This is a genomic window from Knoellia sp. p5-6-4 (assembly GCF_029222705.1).
Taxonomy (GTDB): Bacteria; Actinomycetota; Actinomycetes; order Actinomycetales; family Dermatophilaceae; genus Pedococcus_A.
In genome coordinates, this window is record NZ_JARGZF010000001.1 from 413,059 (window position 1) to 436,419 (window position 23,361).

Consider the following 23,361-nt stretch of genomic DNA (forward strand, 5'->3'; position numbering starts at 1 on the left):
TCGTGCGCCGGCTCCGTGACCTGCTGACCACACGCGGTCGCGCCTTCGTCTCGGCGGGCATCACCCTGGGCCTGTGCGGGGTGGGCCTCGGGTTCTCCGACCTGACCCGCATCGGGGTGCTGCTCATCGCGCTGCCGCTCCTCAGCGCCCTGCTCATGCGCCGGCACGACCTGCGCTTCGCCCTCGACCGCACGGCTCGTCCCGGACGGGTCCAGGTCGACGAGCCGTCGACGGTCACCCTCACGATCGAGAACGCCGGGCCCAGCACCAGCCCCCTGATCATGGCCGAGGAGCAGCTCGACTACGCGCTCGGCGACCGCCCCCGCTTCGTGATCTCCCGGCTGCGCCGCGGCGACCGGCAGGAGGTGCACTACACGGTGCGCTCGCACGTGCGCGGCCGTCACCGCCTCGGTCCGCTCGGGGTGCGGCTGCGCGACCCGTTCGGCCTCAGCACCCGGGTCGCCGCCATCAGCGGCGCGGGCGACATCCTCGTGCTGCCGCGCGTCCTCGAGCTCGGCTCCAGCCGCCCGCCCGGCAGCGGCATCGGCGCCGAGGGGGCCATCCCGCACATGGTGGCGCTGCACGGCGAGGACGACGTCTCGATCCGCGCCTACCGAGACGGTGACGACCTGCGTCGCATCCACTGGCCGGCGACCGCGAAGACCGGCGACCTCATGGTGCGCCAGGAGGACCGGCCGGCCCGCCGGCGCGCGGTCGTGGTGCTCGACTCCCGGGCCTCGGGCCATCGCGGCACGGGGAGCTCCAGCTCGCTGGAGTGGGCCGTCACCGCTGCGGCGTCGATCACGGCCCACCTGTGCGAGCAGACGTATGCCGTCCACCTGGTCACCGACGAGACCGCCGACAGCGGCCGAGCCGGGGCGGCGATCGACCTCGACCACGCGCTGGAGGTCCTGGCCGAGGCGCACGCCGGACAGCTCGAGCAGTTCGCCGAGGTGATCCACAGCGCGCACCCCCTCACCTCGTCCGGGGGCCTGGTCATCGCGATCGTCACCGAGCTCGACGAGGACCTGGCCCGACAGGTCGCCGCGCTCCGTCAGCCCGGAGGCACCGGGCTCGCCATGGTCCTGGACGCGCCGAGCTTTGCCGCGCAGCGTCGCCCGGAGGCAGCGTCCCCCGAGCCGCCGTGCGTGTCGGTGCTGCGCACCGCCGGCTGGACCGTGGCGGTCGTGCGCGCCGACGACCAGCTCGCCACCGTGTGGACGGCTCTGGCCGGGGCCTCGAGCCCGGTGCCGGCATGATCCGGACGCGCCTTCCCGAGACGGCCCTGGCGGCCTTGGCCACGATCGTGGTCAGCTGGCCGCTGACCACCCTGTTCACGCCCAGCACGTGGGTCCGCCCGACCATCCTCATGGTCGCCTTCGTCGCCGGCGCCGGACTGCTCGGCCGTCGGCTCACGACCTCGAAGACGGGCGTCGTGCTGCTGCAGCTGGCTGCAGTCGTGGTCGGGTCCGGCTGGATCTACGGGCGTGGTCACCTGTGGCACGGCCTGCCCACCGTCGACATGGTGCTGGCGTTCAACAACCTCCTGGTCCTGGCCCGCGAGACCATCCAGAACCACGCCGCCCCGGCCCCCACCAACCGCGGCATCGTTCTGGGCATCGGGCTGGCCATGGCCCTGGTGGCGATCCTCGTCGACCACCTCGCCGTCATGCGCCGCTCCCCGGCACTGGCCGGCCTGCCCCTGCTGACCGCGTTCCTCATCTCCGCCTCGAACTCCGGCAGCTCGCTCCACCCGGTCTACTTCCTCATCGCCGCCACCGTGTGGCTGGTGATGGTCGGCCGACAGGGCGTCGCGTCCCTGCGGCGGTGGGGCACGACGGCCCCGCTGCAGAGCCGGGGACGCGGTTCCCTCGACCGGGACGGGTCCATGAGCTTCGCGGCGCTGGGCCGCACCCTCGGCGTGGCCGCGCTGGCGGCGGCCGTTGTCCTGCCCGTCGTCACGCCACACCTGCCCACGCGCTACCTCGTCGACGGCCTGGGGCGCGCCACGGACGCCACCGGCTTCAGCGACGGCCAGATCGGCATCACCAGCACCCTCGACCTCACCCGCAGCCTCGAGGACCGTTCGATGTCACCGGTCCTGTCCTACACGACCACGGCCCCGAGCCCGACCCCCCTGCGCGTCGGCGTGCTGACCAGCTACCGCGACGGCGAGTGGCGCCCCGAACGACCCGAGGCCGAGCTCAGCCGGCGGCCCGAGGTCACCCTCCCCCCGGAGATCGGCGACGACGTGCCCCGCAAGCGGTTCCGGCTCAATGTCGACGGCTCGCGGCTGCAGGCCCCGCAGGTCGCCACGCCCTACCCGCTGGTGGCGGGGGACCTCGACGGCGTCGCCTGGGGCGTGGACCGGCGGACCCAGGTGGCGACGACCAACCGGACTGCCGAGTCCTACACGATGGACTACGTCGAGCTCGAGCCCCCGCGCTCGCTGCTCGAGCAGCCACCCACCGACCGGCTCACGGACCTGTCCCACTCCGAGGAGCTGCGCCTGGACCGCGAGTCAGCGCCCGCCGTGCAAGCCCTCGCACAGCAGGTGGTCCCCCGGGGAGCCAGTCGCATCGAGGCCGCCATGGCCATCCAGGAGCACCTGCGCAGCAGCGCCTACACCTACTCGCTCAAGCTCGCGGGCCCGGTGCGTGACGACGCGGGCCGGGAGGTGGCACTGGACCCGGTCACCCACTTCCTCACGACCCGCACCGGCTACTGCGTGCAGTTCGCCACCGGCATGGTGATGCTCGCCAGGGCCAGCGGCATCCCCGCGCGGATGGCGATCGGGTTCCTCCCCGGCACCCTGGACAAGGGCGTCTTCACGGTGCGGGCTGCCGACGCCCACGCGTGGCCGGAGCTGTACTTCGAGGGCGCGGGGTGGCTGCGCTTCGAGCCCACTCCCCCTGCGCGCAGCGGCTTGGCGCCGGGGTACTCGCTGGAGCAGGCGACCACCGAGGATCCCGAGGCGAACCCGACCGACACGCCCACGACCTCGGCCACCTCCGCGCCCCGGCGCGACAGCGGCGCCAACGACCCCGGCGCCCAGGACCCGCTCGACCCGGCGAACGCCTCCGACACCGGCGTGCTCTCGATCTGGTGGTCCTCCGGCCGTCTGACCCTCCTGGGCTGGGTGCTGCTGGGGCTCGTCGTCGGGGTCGCCGGGACGCTGGCCGTCCCGGTGGCCGCCCGCCTCCGGCACCGGCGCAGGCTGCGGGAGGCGGACGACGACGCCCACCGGGTGGAGGTCGAGTGGCAGAGCATGGTCGAGCGGATCGGCGACCTCGGAGTGGTGGCTCCACGGGGCAGCACCCCACGGCAGGCAGGCCGCTTCTACCAGCGCGAGGCCTATCTCGAAGGACCCGAGGTCGAGTCCTTGAGACGGGTGGTCGACACGGTGGAGCGCTCGCGCTACGCCCGCCCCGGCGCAACCCTGACCGACATCCGCGCGGACACCGACCGCGTCGTCCACGCGGTCTCCGGTGTCCGCCGGCGACGCGACCGGGTGCGGGCCCTCCTCTGGCCCCAGGACGGTCTCGTCGAGTGGCGGGAGCGCCGTGCCGCTGCCGCCCGCCCGGTGCAGCGCGCATGGGACACCGCGAAGGCCCGCGTCGGCAGGGGCTGACCGCCCCGCTCCGACGCGGCCCGGTCCCGTGTGCTCAGGGATGCCGGATGGTGCCGGATGGTGCCGGGCGGTTCCAAGCGGGCACGCCTAGGTGCTGCTGACCGCCTTCGGGACGGTGCCCCGGCTCACCAGGTCGGCGTAGGCGGAGCGGTCCCAGGTGTGCTGGAAGCCTGGGTCCGGGGTGCGCCAACCCGGGCCGTAGAGGACCTCGAGGTAGCGCAGCGGGCTCCGGGGCAGGCGACAGGGCACGCCGAGCAGCGAGCCCTCCGACACGGGGAACATGGTCTGCCGGTCCAGCGCGCCCCGCGTCCCGGGGTACCACGAGATCGTGTCGCCCTCGAACAGCCCCACGAAGACGTCGACGTGCTTGCCGGAGCCGAGCCGCACGTGGCGGTGCGCCGAGAAGTTCCCGGAGACCGTGTAGCCGAGCGGCCTCAGGTGGTCCTCCACCCGCTTGAGGCCGGCCGGGAGGTTGGCGGCCTCGTCGGCGTCGAAGCCGATGATGATGTCGAGGTCGTCGTCGTGCGGGATGAGGTCCCCGTCACGGACCACGCACAGAGCGGCGCCGAAGCCGAAGCACACGTGGGGCGTCAGGCCCGAGAGCGCCTGCGCGACGTCGGCGGCGAACCGGACGTAGTCACGCTTCTCCTGCTCGGCCCAGAACCGGAAACAGCGTTGGGGTCCGTGCACGGTCCACTCCAGGCTCCGTGACACCAGGAGGTCCTCGGTCACGACCGACCGGAAGATCCTGCGGCTCTCCGGCGAGAGCGCCGCGGCGTCGAAGGCCTGACGGGCCGGTGCGTAGGAGCCGGCGACGACCAGCGGCAGGACCGGGAGGACGGCCGTGGTCTCGGGGTCGAGGTCCCGGTGCCGTGGCACCTGCTGCACGAAGCGGTCCAGCTCCGCCGTCCTCGCGGCGTGGTCGTAGACCACGGTCCACTTCCCACCTGAGCGGGCGAGGACGCGCAGACCCCAGTTCTGGGCTGCGGTCCTCGCAGCGACGTTGCGCACGAGGATCCGGGTCAGCTCCGCCGGTCGTCGCAGCGTGACCTGGCACCAGCCCTGTTCGTCCGGCGGGGTCTGCACGCCCGGACCCGTCGGGTTGTCGAAGTCCAGCAGCTGACGGGCATCGCCACGGCGGCCCCCGGCGACCGCGGCACCGCTGACCTCGACCGACGCCCGTCGGGTCACGTCCGAGCGATCCGCGGCCACCAGCCCGACGGACTGGAGCCGCAGCACCCCGGCCGGGCCCGCCTCGATGCGGATCTGGTCGATCGGCCCAGGTGGTGCCGCGACGCTGAGCACGCCCGACGGCGCGGTCAGCTCGAGGTCGGGAAAGTGCAGACGAGCCGCGGCGAGGAGGCCGCGCAACACCTCCGGCTGCACAGCGGGCCGCGTCCCCTCAGCGTCGCGTGAAGATCTCGCGGGCAACATACGCGTCGTCCTGGCGGTACTTGGCGAACCCGAAGCCCTCGACCGCGTAGGCCACCTCGAAGCCACGGCCCAGGGCCCGAGCCTGGAAGGTCGCCGGTGTGACGAAGCGGCGGAAGTGGGCACCCGTCACCTTCACACCGCTCTGGTCGCGCACGGTGCGGTACTCGACCGCCAGCATGTCGCCCGGAGACGTCACCTCGGCGGCGAGGTCGAGGAAGGTCTCCTCCTCGTCGTCGGTGATGGCGTGCACGAAGAACCGGGCGTAGATGGCGAGCGGTCCGCTGCCGGAGCCCAGCCGACGGGCGAGGGACTCGTCGTCGACCATCGCGTTGACGAAGGTGGCCGGGACTCCCAGTGCCTCGCTCAGCGCACGGCAGTTCTCGACGGCGGCGACGGACCCGTCGACACCGGTCACGTCGTGGCCGTAGGAGGCGAAGAAGATGGAGTCCCTCCCGCTGCCACACCCGAACTCGACCACCCGCTGACGGCCCTCGAGCTCCCCCGCCACGAACGTGGCGAACTGCGAGGGAAGCGGACGGGCGTTGCTGTGCTGCTGCCCGTAGTAGGCATCCCAGTAGCCGGTGCGCTCCTTGGTTGAGCTGCTCTGCGACGTCGGCGTCAGCGTCACGATCTTGACCCTCCGTGTGGGACGAGGAGTTCACGCTCAGTTCATCTCCCGGCCACCATAGAGCCCACGACGTCCGAATTGGCGTCAGATGCAGGACGGCACGCAGGGCGCCGCCCCCCGCAGAGCCGCACCTGCTCTGGGTGACCTTCGCCCCTTCGCCGCCCCTTGGCGCCACTGCACAGTGCCCGTGGGGGCCTGCGTGCCCATCAGCGCAGCCCTGTCGACCACACCCAGCGAAGGGACACGACCATGACCAGGATCTTCATCCCCTACGGGACCACCGAAGGGCAGACCGCCACGATCGCCGAGGTCGTGGCCGACGTGATCCGCGCGCACGGCATCGACGTGGAGGCGGTGGACGTCAAGGCGTCACGAGGCGTGATCCCCGACGGCTGCGACGGCGTGGTCATCGGCGCCTCCATCCACATGGGCAAGCATGACAAGCACGTCGTGGAGTTCGTGCAGAGGAACCGCGACGCCCTCGACAGGCTGCCGTCCGCGTTCTTCTCGGTGAGCCTGGCGGCCCACGGGGACACCGCGGAGGCCGAGGGGTATGTCGAGCAGTTCGAGCAGGAGTCGGGCTGGCGCCCCGACAGGGTGGCTCTCTTCGGTGGCGCGCTCCTCTACACCCACTACGGGTTCGTCAAGCGCCACCTCATGAAGAAGATCGCCCAGGACAAGCCCGGCCAGCTGGGGACGGACACCTCGCGTGACTACGTCTACACCGAGTGGGACGGCGTCAGGCGTTTCGCCGAGGACTTCGTGACCGACCTCGCCACCGGGGCGGACCGGCCCCGGCTGGAGTAGTCACTCGGGCGGAAGCTCGACCGCTCGGCCGGACCCACCCGGCTGTTCGGCCGGCCGGGGTGGTTCCTTCCCGGGGGCGTGGGCGGGCGCACCTACCCTGACGGGGTTCCCATGGCCCAGGAGCTGCCCTCATGTCCCCCCTCCCCCCGCCCGGCTGGTATGCCGACCCCGAGCGCCCGTGCACGTGGCGGTACTGGGACGGCGCGCAGTGGACGGCCCACCGCCCCAGCCTGTGACTGCGCCCTCGTCCCCCGCGGCATCGGGGTCCCGGCCCGGATCCTGCTCGTGCTCGGGGCTGTCCTGGGGGCGGGGATCGCGGGTACCGTCGCGATTGCCCTCGCGGTGGCGCCGGCCTCAGCCCCCAGCCCCCCTTCTCCGGCTCGGGCCACAGCTGCCCCGTCGGCCGGAGCCAGCCCGACCGTTCCCCGAGCGGCAACCCCGACGACGGCGGCAGCCCCCCTGCGCCCGACCACCACCGCCCCTGCACGGCCGGTCCCCACGACCGCACCGAAGAAGGCGACTGCGGCAGCAGGGCTCGTCGCGCCTACACCGGGCAGGCCGCCCACCTCAGGGCCCAGGGCGCAGCCCGCTCCGCCCACCTCGGCATCTGGGGCAGCACCTGCGCCGCCCCCGCCGCACCGGTGCCGATCGCTCCGGCTCCCGGGGGGACGCCGGCCCCATCAAGCGCGTGCCTCATCAAGGGCAACATCAGCAGCGAGGGCGAGAAGATCTACCACGTTCCCGGCGGGGACTTCTACGACCAGACGCAGATCAGCCTCTCCAAGGGGGAACGCTGGTTCTGCTCCGAGTCCGGGGCCGCCGGTGCCGGGTGGCGCGCGTCGAAACGATGAGCGCCGCGGTCACGACCACAGGTGTCCACGCCACACACGGCACACAGGTCAGGTGCCCCCTGTGGGGGCACCTGACCTGTGTGTGAGGACCGGACTCCGGTGGACTTCTCAGTCCAGGTAGTCGCGCAGCACCTGTGAGCGGCTGGGGTGGCGCAGCTTGCTCATGGTTTTGGACTCGATCTGGCGGATCCGCTCGCGCGTGACGCCGTAGACCTTGCCGATCTCGTCGAGGGTCTTGGGCTGGCCGTCGGTGAGGCCGAACCGCATCGAGACGACACCCGCCTCGCGCTCCGAGAGGGTGTCGAGCACCGAGTGCAGCTGCTCCTGCAGGAGCGTGAAGCTCACGGCGTCGGCCGGCACGACCGCCTCGGAGTCCTCGATGAGGTCACCGAACTCGGAGTCGCCGTCCTCACCGAGCGGCGTGTGCAGCGAGATCGGCTCGCGGCCGTACTTCTGGACCTCGACGACCTTCTCGGGGGTCATGTCGAGCTCCTTGGCGAGCTCCTCCGGGGTGGGCTCGCGACCGAGGTCCTGCAGCATCTGGCGCTGGACGCGGGCGAGCTTGTTGATGACCTCGACCATGTGCACCGGGATGCGGATGGTGCGCGCCTGGTCGGCCATCGCGCGGGTGATGGCCTGGCGGATCCACCACGTCGCGTAGGTCGAGAACTTGTAGCCCTTGGTGTAGTCGAACTTCTCGACCGCGCGGATCAGGCCGAGGTTGCCCTCCTGGATCAGGTCGAGGAAGAGCATGCCGCGACCGGTGTAGCGCTTGGCGAGGGAGACCACGAGGCGCAGGTTGGCCTCGAGAAGGTGGTTCTTGGCCTTCTTGCCGTCCTGGGCGATCCACCAGAGCTCACGCTTGAGCTTCATGTCGATCTTCTCGCCCGAGTTCAGCTTCTCCTCGGCGAACAGGCCGGCCTCGATGCGCTTGGCGAGCTCGACCTCCTGCTCTGCGTTGAGGAGCGCGACCTTGCCGATCTGCTTGAGGTAGTCCTTGACCGGGTCTGCGGTGGCACCGGCGGTGACGACCTGCTGGACCGGGGCGTCGTCCTCGTCGTCGTCGCGCAGGACGAAGCCGCCCTCCTCCTCGACCTCCGCGGTCTTGGCGGTGGCGGCGCCACCCTCCGCGTCCTCGGTGTCGTCCTCGATGACGACCTCCTCGAGCTCGGACTCGACGACGTCCGTGGGCTCGACCTCGACGTCCTCCTCGACGTCCCCGGGCTCGGCGGCCTCCGTGCTCTCGGTGCCGGGCGCGGCCTTCGAGGCGGCGGCCTTCTTGCTGGCCGCCTTCTTCGTCGCGGCCTTCTTGGCCGGAGCCGCCGCGGCGGCAGAGGCCTCGGCGGTGGTGCTGGCCTTCTTGGACGCGGCCTTCTTGGCGGCAGGCGCATCGGTGCCCGCGCTGGCCGTCTTGGCCGACGCGGTCTTGGAGACCGTCTTGGCTGCCGCCTTCTTCGTGGCGGTCTTCGCCTCGTCAGCGGTGGCGGTCTTCTTGGCGGCCGTCTTCTTCACGGCGGCCTTCTTCGTCGAGGCGGAGGCGGTGCGCCGTGAGGACGAGGTCGCCGCGACGGCGCGCGTCGCGGTGGCGGTGTCCAGGGTGATCGAGATCCCCTGCTCCTCGAGGGAGCGCAGAACGGCCTTCATCCGCTTGGGCTCGACCTCGGCGTCGACCAGGGCGGTGCGCAGCTGCTCGCTGTCCACCGACCCGTTCGTGCTGCCCAGGAGGACGAGGTTCTGCAGCGCGGGGTGCGCGAACTCCTTGGGGAGGGGACGGGCCGGGCTCTCGGAGGCGTTCTTGGACACAGGCGACACGGACTACCTTTCGTCGCGGACAGAGCAGCGCACGCCATCAGGGCCGAAGCGCACGACCTTGACAACAACAGTGGGGGCGGAAGTATTCACGACAACCGGCTCGTGGTGCCCTGCGGTGACCTGTTCGCCGGTATGCGTAGGTGACATTGTAAAACCATCGGAGCCCCTGCTCTGGCACCGGAGCCCGAAAAGGCCCCTGGGATCAGCCCCTCGCGGGGCCCCGGGGGCCTTTCACAGGTGGCGTCGAGCGTGCGGCTCAGGCCTCGGCCTTGACGGCCAGGACAGGGCACGACGCGTCGAGCAGGATGCGCTGGGCGTTCGAGCCGAGGATGAGCTTGCCGACGGGAGTGCGCCGACGCAGGCCGATCACGATGAAGTCGGCCGAGACCTCGTCCGCGACGGCGATGAGGTCCTCCGCGGGCTCGTTTCCGCGGACCAGCTGGCGCACCTCGTGCTCGATACCGACCTCGTCAAGCTCCCGCTGGACGTTCTGGAGCTCCTTCTCGAAGCGCTCTGCCTCCTTGCCGTCGTAGTCCTTGCCTCCGCGGTTGGAGTTGATGACGATCAGCTTCGTCTTGCGGAGCAGGGACTCGTCGGCAGCGCGACGAAGAGCTGCGCGACCTTCCTTCGTAGGCACATAACCCACAACGATGGCCACTGAAACCTCCTTGGTCGACGTCCGGCGCGCTTGGCGAACGCCCGGTGCGCAGACGCTACCGGATTTCCCCGGTGCCGGCCGGTCGCCCGACGGCCTTGCGCAGGATGGCGCCCACCTGCTCGGTCTCGATGAGGAAGCCGTCGTGGCCGTGGGGGGAGGCGATGGTGAAGTGCTCCGCGTCGGGCACAGCGGCGACGAGCTCCTCGGACAGCCGTGGCGGGTAGAGCCGGTCTGAGTCGACGCTGGCCACGACGAGCCGGCCGGTGATGCGCTTCAGGGCGGCGGCGACACCGCCTCGGTCGCGGCCGACGTCGTGGGAGTTCATCGCCTCGGTCAGCACCAGGTAGGAGTTGGCGTCGAAGCGCCCCACGATCTTGCCCGCGTGGTGGTCGAGGTAGCTCTCCACGGCATACCGACCGCCGCCGCCGAGCGGCTGCTCGCCCCCTTGGGGAAGCCTGCCGAACCGCTCGTGCAGCTCGAGCTCGCTGCGGTAGGTCACGTGCGCGATCCGGCGCGCGATGCCCAGGCCGTGATCGGGACCCTTCTCGTGTTCGTAGTAGTCGCCACCGTGGAAGTCCGGGTCGCTGCGGATGGCGAGCAGCTGCGGCTGGCACCAGGCGATCTGCTCGGCGGTGGCGTAGGCCGTGGAGGCCAGCACGATGGCGGTGGCGACCCGGTCGGGATGGGTGACCGCCCACTCCAGGGCCCGCATCCCGCCCATCGACCCGCCGAGGACGGCGCTCCAGCGCTCCACGCCGAGGTGGTCGGACAGCCGCACCTCCACCGCCACCTGGTCGCGGATCGTCACGAAGGGGAACCTGCTGCCCCACGCCAGCCCGTCGGGAGCCGTCGACGAGGGGCCGGTGGTGCCCTGGCAGCCCCCGAGGACGTTGGCGGCGACGATGAAGTGGGTGTCGGTGTCGAACGGGCACCCCGGTCCGATGAGCCCGTCCCACCAGCCGGGCGTGGCGTGCCCGGGCCCGGGCCGACCCGACACGTGGCTGTCGCCGGTGAGGGCGTGCTCGACGAGGATCGCGTTGTCGCGGGACTCGTTGAGGGTGCCCCACGTCTCGTAGGCGACGGTGACCTCGGGGAGCCACCCGCCCGCCTCGAGCTCGACGGCACCGACCGAGACGAAGGACCGGTCCCCCACCGGGTCGCCCTCACGCCAGGCGCCCATCGAGAGCCGGGGGCTGGACGTCGTGGTCATCTGCGAAGAACTCCTGTGGCAGTCGCGCTTGCCGCGACGTCGAGCCACGGCCCGGTCCTCACCCGGGGCACCCCACCGCGAGGAGGGTTGCCGTCCAGCGAGCCGGGGCTTGGCACTGGAACTCGTGACCTGCTCGACAGCATAGGACGCCCTCCCCCAGCCCCCCTCCCCTGTCCGATCTCTGGACGGCTGGTTCAGGCGGTCTCGCGCGGTCGGATGGCGAGGTCCACCATGCGCTCGAGGAGTCGGGCCAGCCGGTAGCCGGGCTCGACCTCCAGGGCCCGCTGGAGAGCCACGCGGGTCAGCGCGCCGTCACCCAGCCACCAGGTGAGGTTGGCCAGCACGGTCAGCGCGGGGGCTGCGTGCTCGTCCGGCAGCATCCGGCACAGCTGCACGAGGCGTGCCTGCAGGCGCCGGCCCGCGACTGCGCCCTCGGGGCTGGGCGACGCAGCTGCCCACGTAGGCGGCTGGAGGCAGCTGCGCAGCTGGTCGACGAGGTCGTCGTCGAGCGCGTCGAGGGGCAGGGTGCCCGGGCACAGCCACCCGATCAGCCCGTCGCGCAGTGCGAGGTCGCGCAGGGCCACGGCGCAGTCGGCCACCTCCTCGGCGGCGAGTCCCTCCAGTGGAGGTCGGGCCGGTGACACGTCGCACACGACCGCCCAGCGCGAGAGCTGACGCAGCCGGCGGACCGCCTCCTCGCGGGTCCCCAGCACCCGCAGGTGGCGACCCGGTGCCTGCTCCGCCGTGACCATCCCCCGAAGCACCTCGGCGACCTCGGCGCAACGGGCTGGGTCTGGGGCGATCTGGCTGCGCAGCGCTGCGCGGTCGCGCACGGGCGCCATCTCGAGGCCGACGAAGTCGGCGACGGCAGGAACCTCACCCGGCGCGGGCAGGGGCGTCCCCTCACCGGGGCAGCACCCCGTGCCACAGTCCGGCGCGAACCACCGGCCGTCCCGGACGACGAGCCGGTCGAGCGCCGCGATGCCGAGTCCGCCACACGCCGCGTCGAGTCCGTCGAGCAGCGGCATGGCTGCCCCGGCAGCGGGCTCGTAGCCCACGAGCAGCACCGAGTCGGGCTCCTCGCGGGCGAGCGCCGTGAGCAGGGAGGTGACGGCGGCCTCGACGTGCTGCTCCGGCGGCAGGTCGACGCGCTGGACGAGTCCGATGGCCCGGCCCGTGAGGGCGACCACGACCACCGCCTCCTCGGGGTGGTAGCCGAGCTGGAAGGGAAGGGCGGCGAGGATGTCGGCGGGGCCGCGGAGCCGGATCGGGTTCATGGACCCACGCTTGCGGTCCCGCCGGCACCTCAGGGAGAGCCCGCCGCGCACCTGTGCACGACGTGGCGGACCGGGCACCACCTGTGCACAACCAGCCCGGTCAGCGCCTCAGCGGATGACCTCGCCGGGCACCGTCTCGGACCAGCCGGCTCCCGTGGGACGGCCCCCGGCAGCCGGGCCGTGGTCCCCGCTGGTCGCGCCTGCGCGCTCCCACGCGAGGAACGCGTCCGTCTCGTTGACCACGGTCGCGGCGATCCAGGTGGCCACCATGGCGTCGTCGGCGAGCCCGAACAGGGTCAGGAAGGCCTCCGGCACGAGGTCGACCGGCGAGAGCACGTAGGCAGCGGCGGCGGCGACGAGGAACAGCTTGCCGGTCGTCGTCCCCCGGTACTCGCCGCGCAGCGTGGCGCGCAGGAGGCGAGGGAGGGCGGACAGCCGCTCACCGAGGCCCGGCCCACCGGGCCGGACGGCTGAGCGAAGAGCAGTGGCGAGGGTGCGGAGCACTCCCCAGCGGGACATGGCCATCGACGATCTCTCCCTACATCCGGGCACATTCGGCCGGACACGTTGCCAACGTGCGGGGACCCCTGGGCATTCCCGGCGCGCCCACGGCATACCGCGCGGGCCAGGTCGGCCCACCCGGGCGGTCAGTGGCCACGGATGCGGCGCGGGAACTCGTGACGGGCCTGCTCGGAGATCCGCTTGAGCAGGTAGGCGTCCAGACCGGCGCCGACAGCCCCGCCGACGACCGGCAGCGCCTTGCCCATCCGCACGAGCGCCTTCTTGCCCACCTGGCTGAGCAGGCGGAAGGCGACCGCCTTGTTGACGACCATGAGCGCCGGGCCGGGCAACCGCTGGGCGGCCAGGTTGGACAGCCGGCCCGTGGCCGTGACCCCTGCCTTCTTGAGCAGGTCGTCGGAGTCGGCGCCGACCAGGGTGAGCAGCACCGCGGCGCGGATCTCCGGCTGGCGGATGTCGTAGCCGCGCGCGGAGGCGACCGCGGCCACCATGCGGGTGGCGACGAGGTAGAACTCGACGACGTTGGCCGGCAGCGCGACCGGCAGCGTGACGAACCCGCCGAGTCCCGTCGCGAAGCCACCGGCGGCCGCGAGCTTGAGGTGCGAGGAGATGATCGCGTCGATGGCCTGCTCGCTGTCGGGGTGGTTGGACAGCGCGACGTCGGCCACCTGCTGGGCCGAGTGGAACGGGCCCTTGCCGTCGATGCCCGTGTCGAGGACGGACTCGATCAGGCGCACCACGCTGTTGCCGAACGCGCCGTGGTCCTCGGGCCCCGCGCTGGCCTGCTCGAGCGCCGAGGGCCGCTTGTCGGCGGTCTTGGTGTCGTCCTTGTCCATGCCCAGAATGCCCATGATCGCCCTCTCTGATGACGGTCCGCCCATCCTGCCACGGGCACCGCACCAGCGCCGGTCTATCGTTGGCTGCATGGCCGACGTGCAGACCCCGGAGCCCCGTTTCGCCGAGTACGCCCACCCCGAGCGCCTCGTCTCGACCCAGTGGCTGGCGAGCCGGCTGGAGGCCGGCAACCCCGACGGCGTCGTCGTGCTGGAGTCCGACGAGGACGTGCTGCTCTACGACACCGGGCACATCCCCGGGTCGCTGAAGCTCGACTGGCACCAGGACCTCAACGACCAGCTCACCCGTGACTACGTCGACGGCGAGCAGTTCGCGAAGGTGATGTCGGCGCGAGGGATCGGCCGCGACACGACCGTCGTCATCTACGGCGACAAGAACAACTGGTGGGCAGCCTACGCCCTGTGGGTCATGACCCTCTTCGGCCACGAGGACGTGCGCCTGCTCGACGGCGGCCGCGCGAAGTGGATCGCCGAGGGTCGCGAGCTGACCAAGGACGTGCCCTCCCCGGCCCCCGCCGACTACCCCGTCGTCGAGCGCGTCGACGCCCCCATCCGCGCCTTCAAGGACGACGTGCTGGCCCACCTCGGCGGGCCCCTGGTCGACGTCCGCTCCCCCGGCGAGTACTCCGGCGAGCTGCTGCACATGCCCGACTACCCGCAGGAGGGCGCCATGCGCGGCGGGCACATCCCCGGCGCGAAGTCGGTGCCGTGGGCGCGTGCCGCCAACGAGGACGGCACCTTCAAGTCGCGTTCCGAGCTCGAGGCGATCTACCTGGAGGAGCAGGGCCTCAAGCCCGAGGAGCCGACCGTCGCCTACTGCCGCATCGGTGAGCGCTCCTCGCACACGTGGTTCGTGCTGACGCACCTGCTCGGGTTCGACAACGTCCGCAACTACGACGGCTCGTGGACCGAGTGGGGCAACGCCGTCCGCGTGCCCGTCGAGAGGTGAGGTGCCCGTGACCGCCGCTGTCGACACCACCGGCCTCCCGGCCGCCCTCGCGGAGATCGCGGAGGACTTCGCCGATCTGCCTGTGGCAGAACGACTCCAGCTGCTCCTCGAGTTCAGCGAGGAGCTGCCCGAGCTGCCCGAGCGGTATGCCGGTGCGCCCGAGAAGATGGAACAGGTGCACGAGTGCCAGTCGCCGCTGTTCCTGACCGTCGAGGTCGACGAGGAGTCGTCACCCGAGCCCGGCAAGCGGGTCGTCTCGCTGTTCTTCTCGGCACCTGCCGAGGCACCCACCACGCGCGGGTTCGCCGGCATCCTGCACCAGGGCCTCGACCAGCTCACGGTCGACGAGATCCTCGCGGTGCCCGAGGACGCGCCCTACCGCTTCTCGCTGGCCGAGGCCGTCTCGCCACTGCGGCTGCGCGGCATGGTGGGCATGCTGAGCCGCATCAAGCGCCAGCTCGCCCTGAAGTCCCGGGCCTGAGGACGCCGGCTCCTCAGAGGTCGGCGCCGAGGGCCTTGGCCGCCGAGACGACCTGCGCGCTCAGCACGTCGAGGTCTGCCTCACCGCCGTACACCACGCTGAGGGCGCCCACGCACTCGCCGGTCGAGTCGTGGACCGGTGCCGCGCACGCGCTGAAGCCGGCGATGACCTCGCTGGTCGACCACGCCCAGCCACGGGACCTCGCCTCGCGGACCCTCGCGCTGTCCGAGTCCTGCCCGGGCCGACCCGCGAGGATGGCGATCCCGGGGGCGCCGCGGGTGAGCTCGTGGCGCGCACCCGGCCGATAGGTCACGTGGAGCACGGAGAACCGGGGCTCCACGACGGCGATGGTCACCGCGTCACCCTCGTCCGGCACCACGAGGAAGGCCGTCTTGCGGCTGGCGTCGGCCAGGCTCGAGAGGTGGGGCAGGGCGGCGGTTCGCAGGTGGGGCGCCACCCGACGGGCGAGGCCCGCCAGCCCGACGCCCGGCCGGTAGCGGTTCTCGGCGTCGCGGGCCACCAGCCCGTGTTCCTCGAGCGTGCGCAGCATGCGGTAGGTGATCGACCGGTGCAGGCCCACGGCCGAGGTGATCTCGGCAATGGAGAGCGGCTCGTCGCTGTCGGCGACCACGCGCAGGATCGTCAGGCCGCGGTCGAGCGTCTGTGAGGCCGGCGCCGACACCCGAACCTGCGCAACATCTCTTGCCACCCCGGGAAACCGCCCTCTAGTCTCGTTCAATATTCGAACCGGTCGTTCGAATATAGAACACAGCGTCGTGTAGGGCCATACCGGCCGTCAGGAGACCAGGCATGACACGCATCGTCCGCTCCATCACCTCCGCCGTGGCGATCAGCGCCCTCGCGCTCGTCTCGACGGCCTGCGCAGAGTCCGAGGAGACCGGCAGCTCGGGAGGGGGGACCACCGCCAGCGGCCCGATCAAGATCGGCGCCGTGCTCGACATCACCGGCGCGGGCGCGAGCCTCGGGGTTCCCGAGCGGCAGACGCTCCTGATGCTGGCCGAGCAGGTCAACGCCGCCGGAGGCGTCAACGGCCGCAAGGTCGAGCTGCTGATCGAGGACAACCAGTCCACCGAGGACGGCGCCGCGAAGGCCGCCAGCAAGCTGCTCAGCACCGAGAAGGTCGACATCCTGCTCGGCGCCTCGCGCACCGGCCCCAGCCTGGCGATGCGCCCCCTCGCGGAGCAGGCCAAGAAGCCGATGATCTCCCTGGCCGCCAACCAGAAGATCGTCGACGGGTCGACCTGGGTGTTCAAGACCGCACAGAACGACCGGGTCGTCCTCGAGCGCCTCGTCGACGACATGAAGAGCCAGGGCCTGAAGAAGATCGCCGTGGCCCGCGACGCGTCCGGCTTCGGCGAGGGCATCCCCGAGATGCTCGCCGAGATCGGCAAGCCGGCCGGCATCGAGGTGGTCGCCGTCGAGAAGTTCGCGCCCGACGCCACGGACTTCACCGCGCAGATGGTGAACATCCGCAAGGCCGACCCCGACGCCACCCTCATCTGGGGCATCCCCCCGGCCGCCTCGCTGGCCCAGGTCTCCTACGAGCGCATCGGCCCGAAGGTGCCGGTCTACCAGTCGCACGGCATCGGCAACCAGGTCTTCCTCGACACCGCCAAGGGCTCGGCCGACGGCCTCCGGGCGGCACTCGGGCGCATGCTCGTCGCCGACCAGCTCCCGGCTGACGACCCGCAGAAGGAGGTCGTCACGAAGTTCATCAGCGACTACAAGGCCAAGTACAACCAGAACCCGTCGACCTTCGCCGGCCACGCCTACGACGGCTTCATGATCGCCATCGAGTCGCTGAAGAAGGCGGGCACCGACCCGAACAAGCTCCGTGACGCGATCGAGCAGACGTCCGACTGGCCGGGCATCAGCGGCGTGTTCACCATGACGCCCGAGGACCACTCCGGTCTCACCAAGGACGCCCTGATGATGGTCACCGTCGACACCGGCCAGTGGAAGGTCATCGAGGGAAGCTGATGAGCGACCTCTTCCAGCTGGTCTTCTCCGGGCTGGCGCTGGGAGCGGTCTACGGGCTGATAGCGCTGGGGTTCGTGGCGATCTTCTCCGTCAGGGAGATCGTCAACATCGCGCAGGGCGAGTACGCCGCCCTCGCCGGCCTGAGCGCCATCAGCGCCGTCACCGCAGGCGTCCCCCTCCTCCCGGCCGTCGTGCTCGTCGTGCCGCTCGTGGTGCTGGTGTCCGTGGTCATCGAACGGGTCGCGATCCGGCCGGTGCGCCGGATGACCCCGCTGACCTCGATCATCCTCACCCTCGGCATCTCGACGGTGCTCAAGGCCGTCATGCTCCTGGTGTGGGGCCCGGAGGCCCACCGCCTTCCCGACTTCCCGGGGCGGGACTTCGTCGTCGGCGGCGTCAGCATCCGCTCCCAGGAGGTGTGGATCCTGGGCACCGCGGCGGTCGTGGGGTATGCCGTGGTGTGGTTCTACGAGCACACCACGGCGGGCAAGGCCCTGCGGGCGTGCGCCGAGCAGCCGATCGCCGCGCGGCTGGTGGGCATCTCCCCCCGGACCGCCACGATGGTCGCCTTCGCCATCGCCGGGCTCGTGGGCGCCGTGGCCGGTGTGGTCAGCAGCCCCATCTACCTCAGCTCCTGGAACCACGGCCTGACCCTGGGCCTGAAGGGCTTCGTCGCCGCCACCCTCGGCGGGCTCGTCTCGTTCCGGGTGGCCATGCTCGGCGGACTCTTCCTCGGGGTGCTCGAGAGCCTGGTGGCCGGCTACGGCGCGGCGGGCTACCGCGACGCGGTCGCCTTCATCGTGCTCCTGCTGGTGCTGCTCGTCCGCCCGCAGGGCCTGGCCCTGAAGACGTCGGGGGTGCGGGTCTGATGGCACGCACCCGGCGGCTCCTGCCCTTCGTCGTCTTCGCGGTCTTCCTCCTCCTCTTCCCGCTCCTGTTCTCGACCAGCCTGGTCAACGTCGGCGTCTATGCCCTCATCTACGCCCTCGCGGCCATCGGCCTGTCCCTGCTGATGGGCCTCGCCGGCCAGGTCAGCCTGGGGCACGCCGCCTTCTTCGCGGTGGGGGCCTACACGCAGGCGATCCTCGTCACGAGGACGGAGGTCCCCGGGCTCCTCGCCGCGGTGATCGCGGTGGCCGCGGCGATGCTGCTGGCCCTGCTCGTCGGCCTTCCCCTCCTGCGGCTGCGCGGCCACTTCCTGGCCCTGGCCACCCTCGGTCTCGGCATCATCGTCTCCGTTGTCGTCCGCGAGCTCGAGGTCACCGGCGGCACCTCCGGGATCTTCGGGATCCCCAAGCCGGACTTCAACGGCCGGGTCTACGACAGCCCCCAGGAGTACTTCTGGCTGCTGGTCCCCTTCGTGGTCATCGGCCTCCTGCTGGCCCACACCCTCGTGCACAGCCGCTCGGGGCGGGCCCTCAGCGCCGTCAACGACTCGGAGGTCGCCGCGGAGTGCCTCGGCGTGGACACCTTCGCGCTGCGCCTGCGCGTGTTCGTCCTCGCTGCGGCGTATGCCGGCCTGGCCGGCGTGTTCTACGCCCACTGGCTCGCGGTGGTGAGCCCCGAGGCCGCCGGCTTCGAGCTCAGCGTGCAGATGCTCCTCATGGTCGTGCTCGGCGGCCTCGGCACCGTGTGGGGCGCCATCACCGGCGCCGTCGCCGTCGAGGCCATCGACGAGGGCTCGCGCACGATCATCCCCCAGCTGATCCCCGGCGCCTCCGGCGAGGTGCAGCTCATCGGCTTCGGCGTGGTGCTCGTCCTGCTGATCATCCTGCTGCCCGGCGGCCTGGCCCAGCTGTGGAACAAGCTGACCAAGCGCACCGGCTCCCCCGCGACAGCCGGCGCCCTGGCCGGCTCCGACGTCGAGCCAGACGTGCAGATCTCGACCGCCTCCCCCGCGGCTGTGCACGCGGCCCGCGACCACGAAGGCGGGGAGCACGCGGGCGGTGGACCCGCGGCATACACCGGGCGCAAGGCCCTCGAGCAGCTGCTGGCCCAGGCAGACACCCCTGAGGCGGGGACCACGCTGCTGACCGTCAGCGGCCTGACCAAGAGGTACGGCGGCGTCAAGGCACTCGACGACCTCGGCCTCGAGGTCCGCGCCGGCGAGATCCTCGCGCTGATCGGCCCCAACGGCGCCGGCAAGACCACGGCGTTCAACGTCATCACCGGCGTCCTCCAGCCCACCTCCGGCACCGTCACGCTCCGGGGCCAGCAGGTCCAGGGTCGTCGACCGCACGCCATCGCCGAGCTCGGCGCCACCCGCACCTTCCAGAACCTGCAGGTCTTCGGCAGCTCAACGGTGCTGGGCAACGTCAAGGTGGCCCGCCACCTGCGCAGCCGCTCCGGGATCGTCCGCGGGATGCTCGGGCTGTCGGGACGCGAGGAGCGCGAGATCGACGAGTCCGCCCGCACCGCGGTCGAGGCGCTCGGCCTCACGCCGGACGCAGACCGTCCCATCACCGACCTGTCGTTCGGTCAGCAGCGCAAGGTCGAGGTCGCCAGGGCGCTCGCCCTCGCCCCCGCCCTGCTGCTGCTCGACGAGCCCATGGCGGGGCTCAGCGGCCCGGAGCGCGACTCGCTCGCGTGGCTGCTGCGCCGCGTGCGCGAGGCCGGCATCTCCGTGCTGCTCGTCGAGCACGACGTCGACGCCGTCATGGCCCTCGCCGACCGCGTCGCCGTCCTGGACGACGGGCGCCTCATCGCGCTCGGCTCCCCCGACGAGGTGCGCGGCAACCCCGCCGTCATCGCCGCCTACCTCGGCACCGGTGAGGACGACGAGGCGCTGATCCGCGGGGCCGCGGCGGAGGTCGAGGCATGAGCAGGCAGCAGGGCACGCGGCCCGGCGGTGGGCTGGAGGTCACGGGCCTCACCGCGGCCTACGACAAGCTCGAGGTCCTCCACGGTGTCGACGTCTCCGTGGCACCTGCCGAGCTGGTCGCCGTCATCGGCTCAAACGGCGCCGGAAAGACCACCCTCCTGCGGGCGGTGTCCGGCCTGATCCGCCCCACCGGCGGGACGGTCCTCCTCGGCGGCGAGGAGGTCACCACCATGGGCGCGGAGCAGATCGCGGCCCGCGGCATGGCCCACGTGCCGGAGAACCGGCTGGTGTTCCCCTCCCTCACCGTCGACGACAACCTCGAGCTCGGGGGATGGACCCGGCGTGGCGACGGCAGGCACGCACAGCGGCGGGCCGAGGCGCTCGAGCTGTTCCCGCGGCTCGCCGACCGGATCACCCTGCCGGCCGGCGCGCTCTCCGGGGGCGAGCAGCAGATGCTGGCGATGGCCCGCGCCCTCATGGCCGAGCCGTCGGTGGTCGTGCTCGACGAGCCCAGCCTGGGCCTGGCCCCCAAGGTGGTGGGCGAGATCATCGCCGCCCTCGGGGCGCTGCGCGACAGCAAGCGGCTCGCGGTCCTGCTCATCGAGCAGAACATCCGGGCCGCGTTCACGGTGGCCGACCGGGTCGTCGTGATGGAACGCGGATCCGTTGTGGCACAGGGCACCCCGGCCGACCTGTCCAGCGATGACCGGGTGCGCAAGGCCTACCTCGGCGGCGGTTCCACGTCGTCAGGGTCGGTGGCGGCCCGCAGCGCCACGGCTTCGTTGCCCGCCTCCCCCAGCCCCAGCTCCCCCGCTCCCCAGGAGGACCAGTGAGCAAGCCCTTCGCCTCGTCGGGCGACCTGACCGAGAAGACCGAGACCCTCGAGGTCCTGGCCGACGGCGTCTACGCCCTGACCGCCGAGGGCGACCCGAACGTCGGCGCCATAGAGGGCGAGGACTTCGTCGTCGCCTTCGAGGCCCGCGCCACCCCGGTGGCGGCACGCGAGTGGCTCGACCGGCTTCGCGAGCACACCGACAAGCCGGTCCGCCACCTCGTGCTCTCGCACTACCACGCGGTGCGGGTCCTCGGCGCGTCCGCGTTCGAGGCAGACGAGATCATCGCCCACGAGCGCACGAGGTTCCTCATCGAGGAGCGCGGCCAGCAGGACTGGGACAGCGAGTTCGGCCGCATGCCAAGGCTTTTCAAGGAGCCGGAGTCGATCCCCGGCCTGACGCACCCGACCCGCACCTTCACCGACGAGCTGACGATCCCGCTCGGTGGCGTCCGCGGGGACCTCGTGCTGAGGTACTGCGGCCGTGGGCACACCGAGGGCGACATCGTCGCCTGGCTGCCCAAGGACCGGATCCTCTTCGCCGGTGACCTGGTCGAGGCCAGGGCAGCGCTCTACACCGGCGACGCGTTCCACCAGGAGTGGTCCACGTCCACACTCGACACGGTGGCGTCCTTCGGCGCAGACCAGCTCGTCGGCGGTCGGGGCGGTGTCGTGCGCGGCGGGGACGAGGTCAACGCCGCCATCGAGCAGAGCCGGCACTTCCTGGCCGTCATCATCGAGAAGGTGCGGGAGGTCCAGGGCCGGGACGGCACGCTCAAGGAGGCGTTCGACGCCTGTCATGCGGCGCTGGTCGACCAGTACGGCTCGTGGCCGATCTTCGAGCACACGCTGCCCTTCGACGTCTCGCGCTGTTGGGACGAGCTGTCCGGGATCGAGCGGCCGGTCATCTGGACGGCGGAGCGGGACCGCGAGGTCTGGGACCAGCTCCAGTCATGAGCAGCGGGGCGGGACCCACCGGCCCCCGCTCCGCCGGTCGCGTCGCGGTCATCGGCAACGGCCCGGTCGGCCAGACGACGGCGCTGCTGCTGGCCGGGTGGGGGGTGCACGTGGTGCTCCTGGACCGACGACCGGCCCGTGACCCCGTGGGCAGCAAGGCCATCTGCCAACAGCGCGACGTGCTCGACGTGTGGGCATCCTGCGGCGGCGAGCGCATCGCCCAGGAGGGCCTGACGTGGTCCCGCGCGCGCACTTTCTACCGTGAGCACGAGCTCTTCTGCGTCGAGCTGCAGGACCCTGGCCGCTCGCCGTTCCCGCCGTTCGTGAACATCTCACAGGCGCGCACGGAGGAGATCCTCGACGAGGCCATCGCCGCCCAGCCGCTCATCGAGGAGCGGTGGGGCCACGAGGTCGTCGGGCTCGACCAGGAGCTCGACGACCGCGTGGTCGTGCACTGCGAGACCAGCGCCGGCCCGGTCGACGTCGAGGCTGCGTATGCCGTGGCGTGCGGCGGGGCGCGCGGGCGGCAGCTGCGTGAGCTGCTGGGCGTGGGGTTCGAGGGGCGCAGCTTTGCCGACTCGTTCCTGATCTGCGACATCCGGGCCGAGCTGCCCGGCTGGGAGAACGAGCGACGGTTCTACTTCGACCCCGTCTGGAACCCCGGCCGGCAGGTGCTGATCCACCCCTGCCCCGGCGGGCTCTACCGCATCGACTGGCAGGTCGACCCTTCGTTCGACCTCGATCGCGCCCGCGCCGACGGCTCCCTCGACGTGCGGATCCGGCAGGTGGTCGGCGATCGGTCCTACGAGGTCGACTGGACGTCGCTGTACACCTTCCACGCCCGCGTCGCCGACCGGTTCCGTGTCGGGCGGGTGCTGCTCGCCGGCGACCTCGCGCACCTCGTGGCCCCCTTCGGCGCCCGCGGCCTCAACTCCGGTGTGGGAGACGCGGACAACGCGGCCTGGAAGATCGCGTTCGTCCTGCGGGGATGGGCGGGCGAGGCCCTGCTGGACTCCTACGAGAGCGAGCGTCGGGCCGCGGCGGTCGAGAACCTGGGGGTCACTTCGGCCACGATGGACTTCCTCGTCCCCCACTCGCCGGAAGGAGCCGCGCGCCGGCGCGAGCTCCTCGAGGCTGCCGTCACCGACCCCGCCGTGCACGAGCGCGTCGACTCGGGGCGCCTGGCCGAGCCCTTCTGGTACGTCGACTCGGAGCTCACGACCCCCCACAGCGCCCGCCACTGGCCGGGGCGTCCGCCCCGCGGACAGGCACCGGCACCGGTCCCCGGCGTGATCATCCCCGATGCCCCTGTCCGAGACGCCGAGAACCCCGGCGTCACCCACATTCGGCAGCTGTGCCGGTCCGGGCTGCTGGTGCTCCTCGGGGACGCCGGCCAGCGCGAGGCCGCGGCCAAGGCCCTCGACGACGTCCTTCCCCCGGAGCTGCCCCGCCGGATCGTGCCCCTCGACGAGATCGACACCGACGGCATACTGCGCACTGCCCTCCGCATGGAGGGCAGCCGCGAGATGTGGCTGGTGCGGCCCGACGCCCATCTCGCAGCCTGCGTGGCCACTCCGAAGGACCTGGCGGCGGCCGCCCGACGCCTGCTCCCCCGGTGAGCACCGTGTCCTAGGCTGCT

General features: G+C 71.9%; 22 protein-coding genes and 1 riboswitch. Of the genes, 13 read left to right on the forward strand and 9 right to left on the reverse strand.

The window, feature by feature from the left end; all coding sequences use genetic code 11:
* The first annotated feature begins 2 nt into the window (after positions 1-2).
* The gene (locus P2F65_RS02005) at positions 3-1,259 is read left to right on the forward strand and encodes a DUF58 domain-containing protein (RefSeq protein WP_275803639.1); all 1,257 of its coding nucleotides are present in this window, start codon (positions 3-5) and stop codon (positions 1,257-1,259) included.
* Positions 1,256-3,631, forward strand: a complete 2,376-nt coding sequence (locus P2F65_RS02010; RefSeq protein WP_275803641.1) for a DUF3488 and transglutaminase-like domain-containing protein — start codon at positions 1,256-1,258, stop codon at positions 3,629-3,631. The genes P2F65_RS02005 and P2F65_RS02010 overlap by 4 nt, the downstream gene beginning before the upstream one ends.
* An 87-nt stretch (positions 3,632-3,718) precedes the next feature.
* On the opposite strand, the gene P2F65_RS02015 is transcribed toward P2F65_RS02010, so the two are convergent.
* Together P2F65_RS02015 and P2F65_RS02020 are read right to left on the reverse strand one after the other, a co-directional pair.
* Positions 3,719-5,005 carry a hypothetical protein gene (locus P2F65_RS02015; protein ID WP_275803643.1) on the reverse strand — a complete coding sequence of 429 codons (1,287 nt, stop codon included), beginning with the start codon at positions 5,003-5,005 and terminating at the stop codon, positions 3,719-3,721.
* Between the two features lie 28 nt (positions 5,006-5,033).
* Positions 5,034-5,693: a class I SAM-dependent methyltransferase gene (locus P2F65_RS02020; protein WP_275803645.1), complete on the reverse strand. Its 660-nt coding sequence runs from the start codon at positions 5,691-5,693 to the stop codon at positions 5,034-5,036.
* 249 nt (positions 5,694-5,942) lie between these two features.
* On the opposite strand from P2F65_RS02020, the gene P2F65_RS02025 reads away from it, so the two are divergent.
* The 3 genes from P2F65_RS02025 (at position 5,943) to P2F65_RS02035 (ending at position 7,351) form a co-directional block, all read left to right on the forward strand.
* A complete protein-coding gene (locus tag P2F65_RS02025) occupies positions 5,943-6,500 on the forward strand; it encodes a flavodoxin domain-containing protein (RefSeq protein WP_275803647.1) in 558 nt (185 codons plus the stop codon).
* A 131-nt stretch (positions 6,501-6,631) separates the two neighbouring features.
* On the forward strand, positions 6,632-6,736 hold the full coding sequence (locus P2F65_RS02030; protein ID WP_275803649.1) for a DUF2510 domain-containing protein: 105 nt from the start codon (positions 6,632-6,634) through the stop codon (positions 6,734-6,736).
* A 405-nt stretch (positions 6,737-7,141) separates the two neighbouring features.
* Positions 7,142-7,351, forward strand: a complete 210-nt coding sequence (locus P2F65_RS02035) for a hypothetical protein (RefSeq protein ID WP_275803651.1) — start codon at positions 7,142-7,144, stop codon at positions 7,349-7,351.
* Between the two features lie 108 nt (positions 7,352-7,459).
* Here P2F65_RS02035 and P2F65_RS02040 read toward each other — a convergent pair whose 3' ends face one another.
* The 6 genes from P2F65_RS02040 to P2F65_RS02065 form a co-directional block, all read right to left on the reverse strand.
* Positions 7,460-9,154 (reverse strand): RNA polymerase sigma factor, encoded by a 1,695-nt coding sequence (locus tag P2F65_RS02040; protein WP_275807216.1) that lies wholly within the window; start codon positions 9,152-9,154, stop codon positions 7,460-7,462.
* Positions 9,155-9,419: 265 nt separating this feature from the next.
* Positions 9,420-9,821 carry a universal stress protein gene (locus P2F65_RS02045; RefSeq protein WP_275803653.1) on the reverse strand — a complete coding sequence of 134 codons (402 nt, stop codon included), beginning with the start codon at positions 9,819-9,821 and terminating at the stop codon, positions 9,420-9,422.
* 55 nt (positions 9,822-9,876) lie between these two features.
* Positions 9,877-11,031, reverse strand: coding sequence for a homoserine O-acetyltransferase (locus tag P2F65_RS02050; RefSeq protein ID WP_275803655.1), 1,155 nt, complete (start codon positions 11,029-11,031; stop codon positions 9,877-9,879).
* Positions 11,032-11,050: 19 nt separating this feature from the next.
* A riboswitch (SAM riboswitch) is annotated at positions 11,051-11,161 on the reverse strand.
* A gap of 64 nt (positions 11,162-11,225) precedes the next feature.
* On the reverse strand, positions 11,226-12,308 hold the full coding sequence (locus tag P2F65_RS02055) for a DUF4192 domain-containing protein (RefSeq protein ID WP_275803657.1): 1,083 nt from the start codon (positions 12,306-12,308) through the stop codon (positions 11,226-11,228).
* Between the two features lie 108 nt (positions 12,309-12,416).
* Entirely contained in the window at positions 12,417-12,827 is a 411-nt protein-coding gene (locus P2F65_RS02060) for a YkvA family protein (RefSeq protein WP_275803659.1), read from the reverse strand.
* A 128-nt stretch (positions 12,828-12,955) separates the two neighbouring features.
* On the reverse strand, positions 12,956-13,678 hold the full coding sequence (locus P2F65_RS02065) for an EcsC family protein (protein WP_275803661.1): 723 nt from the start codon (positions 13,676-13,678) through the stop codon (positions 12,956-12,958).
* 73 nt (positions 13,679-13,751) lie between these two features.
* Between P2F65_RS02065 and P2F65_RS02070 the strand changes: the two genes are divergently transcribed.
* Positions 13,752-14,630, forward strand: a complete 879-nt coding sequence (locus P2F65_RS02070) for a sulfurtransferase (RefSeq protein ID WP_275803663.1) — start codon at positions 13,752-13,754, stop codon at positions 14,628-14,630.
* A gap of 7 nt (positions 14,631-14,637) precedes the next feature.
* Positions 14,638-15,111 (forward strand): SufE family protein, encoded by a 474-nt coding sequence (locus tag P2F65_RS02075; protein ID WP_275803665.1) that lies wholly within the window; start codon positions 14,638-14,640, stop codon positions 15,109-15,111.
* 13 nt (positions 15,112-15,124) lie between these two features.
* Here the strand turns inward: P2F65_RS02075 and P2F65_RS02080 are convergent, their stop codons facing one another.
* A complete protein-coding gene (locus tag P2F65_RS02080) occupies positions 15,125-15,793 on the reverse strand; it encodes an IclR family transcriptional regulator (RefSeq protein WP_275803667.1) in 669 nt (222 codons plus the stop codon).
* A gap of 128 nt (positions 15,794-15,921) precedes the next feature.
* On the opposite strand from P2F65_RS02080, the gene P2F65_RS02085 reads away from it, so the two are divergent.
* The 6 genes from P2F65_RS02085 to P2F65_RS02110 are packed head-to-tail and all read left to right on the forward strand — an operon-like array spanning position 15,922 to position 23,341.
* The gene (locus P2F65_RS02085) at positions 15,922-17,112 is read left to right on the forward strand and encodes an ABC transporter substrate-binding protein (RefSeq protein WP_275803669.1); all 1,191 of its coding nucleotides are present in this window, start codon (positions 15,922-15,924) and stop codon (positions 17,110-17,112) included.
* Complete coding sequence (locus P2F65_RS02090) at positions 17,112-17,981, forward strand: branched-chain amino acid ABC transporter permease (protein ID WP_275803671.1); 870 nt, start codon at positions 17,112-17,114, stop codon at positions 17,979-17,981. The genes P2F65_RS02085 and P2F65_RS02090 overlap by 1 nt, the downstream gene beginning before the upstream one ends.
* On the forward strand, positions 17,981-19,933 hold the full coding sequence (locus P2F65_RS02095) for a branched-chain amino acid ABC transporter ATP-binding protein/permease (RefSeq protein ID WP_275803673.1): 1,953 nt from the start codon (positions 17,981-17,983) through the stop codon (positions 19,931-19,933). Before P2F65_RS02090 ends, P2F65_RS02095 begins: the two co-directional genes overlap by 1 nt.
* Positions 19,930-20,766 (forward strand): ABC transporter ATP-binding protein, encoded by an 837-nt coding sequence (locus P2F65_RS02100; protein WP_275803675.1) that lies wholly within the window; start codon positions 19,930-19,932, stop codon positions 20,764-20,766. The genes P2F65_RS02095 and P2F65_RS02100 overlap by 4 nt, the downstream gene beginning before the upstream one ends.
* Positions 20,763-21,722, forward strand: a complete 960-nt coding sequence (locus P2F65_RS02105) for an MBL fold metallo-hydrolase (protein ID WP_275803677.1) — start codon at positions 20,763-20,765, stop codon at positions 21,720-21,722. The genes P2F65_RS02100 and P2F65_RS02105 overlap by 4 nt, the downstream gene beginning before the upstream one ends.
* Positions 21,719-23,341 (forward strand): FAD-dependent monooxygenase, encoded by a 1,623-nt coding sequence (locus tag P2F65_RS02110; protein ID WP_275803679.1) that lies wholly within the window; start codon positions 21,719-21,721, stop codon positions 23,339-23,341. The genes P2F65_RS02105 and P2F65_RS02110 overlap by 4 nt, the downstream gene beginning before the upstream one ends.
* Positions 23,342-23,361 lie beyond the last annotated feature (20 nt).

Excerpts from the sequence above, each read along its gene's own strand:
- P2F65_RS02050 (WP_275803655.1), bottom strand. The coding sequence starts at position 11,031 with ATGACCACGACGTCCAGCCCCCGGCTCTCGATGGGCGCCTGGCGTGAG.
- P2F65_RS02110 (WP_275803679.1), top strand. The coding sequence starts at position 21,719 with ATGAGCAGCGGGGCGGGACCCACCGGCCCCCGCTCCGCCGGTCGCGTC.
- P2F65_RS02070 (WP_275803663.1), top strand. The coding sequence starts at position 13,752 with ATGGCCGACGTGCAGACCCCGGAGCCCCGTTTCGCCGAGTACGCCCAC.
- P2F65_RS02100 (WP_275803675.1), top strand. The coding sequence starts at position 19,930 with ATGAGCAGGCAGCAGGGCACGCGGCCCGGCGGTGGGCTGGAGGTCACG.
- P2F65_RS02095 (WP_275803673.1), top strand. The coding sequence starts at position 17,981 with ATGGCACGCACCCGGCGGCTCCTGCCCTTCGTCGTCTTCGCGGTCTTC.
- P2F65_RS02025 (WP_275803647.1), top strand. The coding sequence starts at position 5,943 with ATGACCAGGATCTTCATCCCCTACGGGACCACCGAAGGGCAGACCGCC.
- P2F65_RS02010 (WP_275803641.1), top strand. The coding sequence starts at position 1,256 with ATGATCCGGACGCGCCTTCCCGAGACGGCCCTGGCGGCCTTGGCCACG.
- P2F65_RS02065 (WP_275803661.1), bottom strand. The coding sequence starts at position 13,678 with ATGGGCATTCTGGGCATGGACAAGGACGACACCAAGACCGCCGACAAG.
- P2F65_RS02030 (WP_275803649.1), top strand. The coding sequence starts at position 6,632 with ATGTCCCCCCTCCCCCCGCCCGGCTGGTATGCCGACCCCGAGCGCCCG.
- P2F65_RS02060 (WP_275803659.1), bottom strand. The coding sequence starts at position 12,827 with ATGTCCCGCTGGGGAGTGCTCCGCACCCTCGCCACTGCTCTTCGCTCA.
- P2F65_RS02090 (WP_275803671.1), top strand. The coding sequence starts at position 17,112 with ATGAGCGACCTCTTCCAGCTGGTCTTCTCCGGGCTGGCGCTGGGAGCG.
- P2F65_RS02085 (WP_275803669.1), top strand. The coding sequence starts at position 15,922 with ATGACACGCATCGTCCGCTCCATCACCTCCGCCGTGGCGATCAGCGCC.
- P2F65_RS02055 (WP_275803657.1), bottom strand. The coding sequence starts at position 12,308 with ATGAACCCGATCCGGCTCCGCGGCCCCGCCGACATCCTCGCCGCCCTT.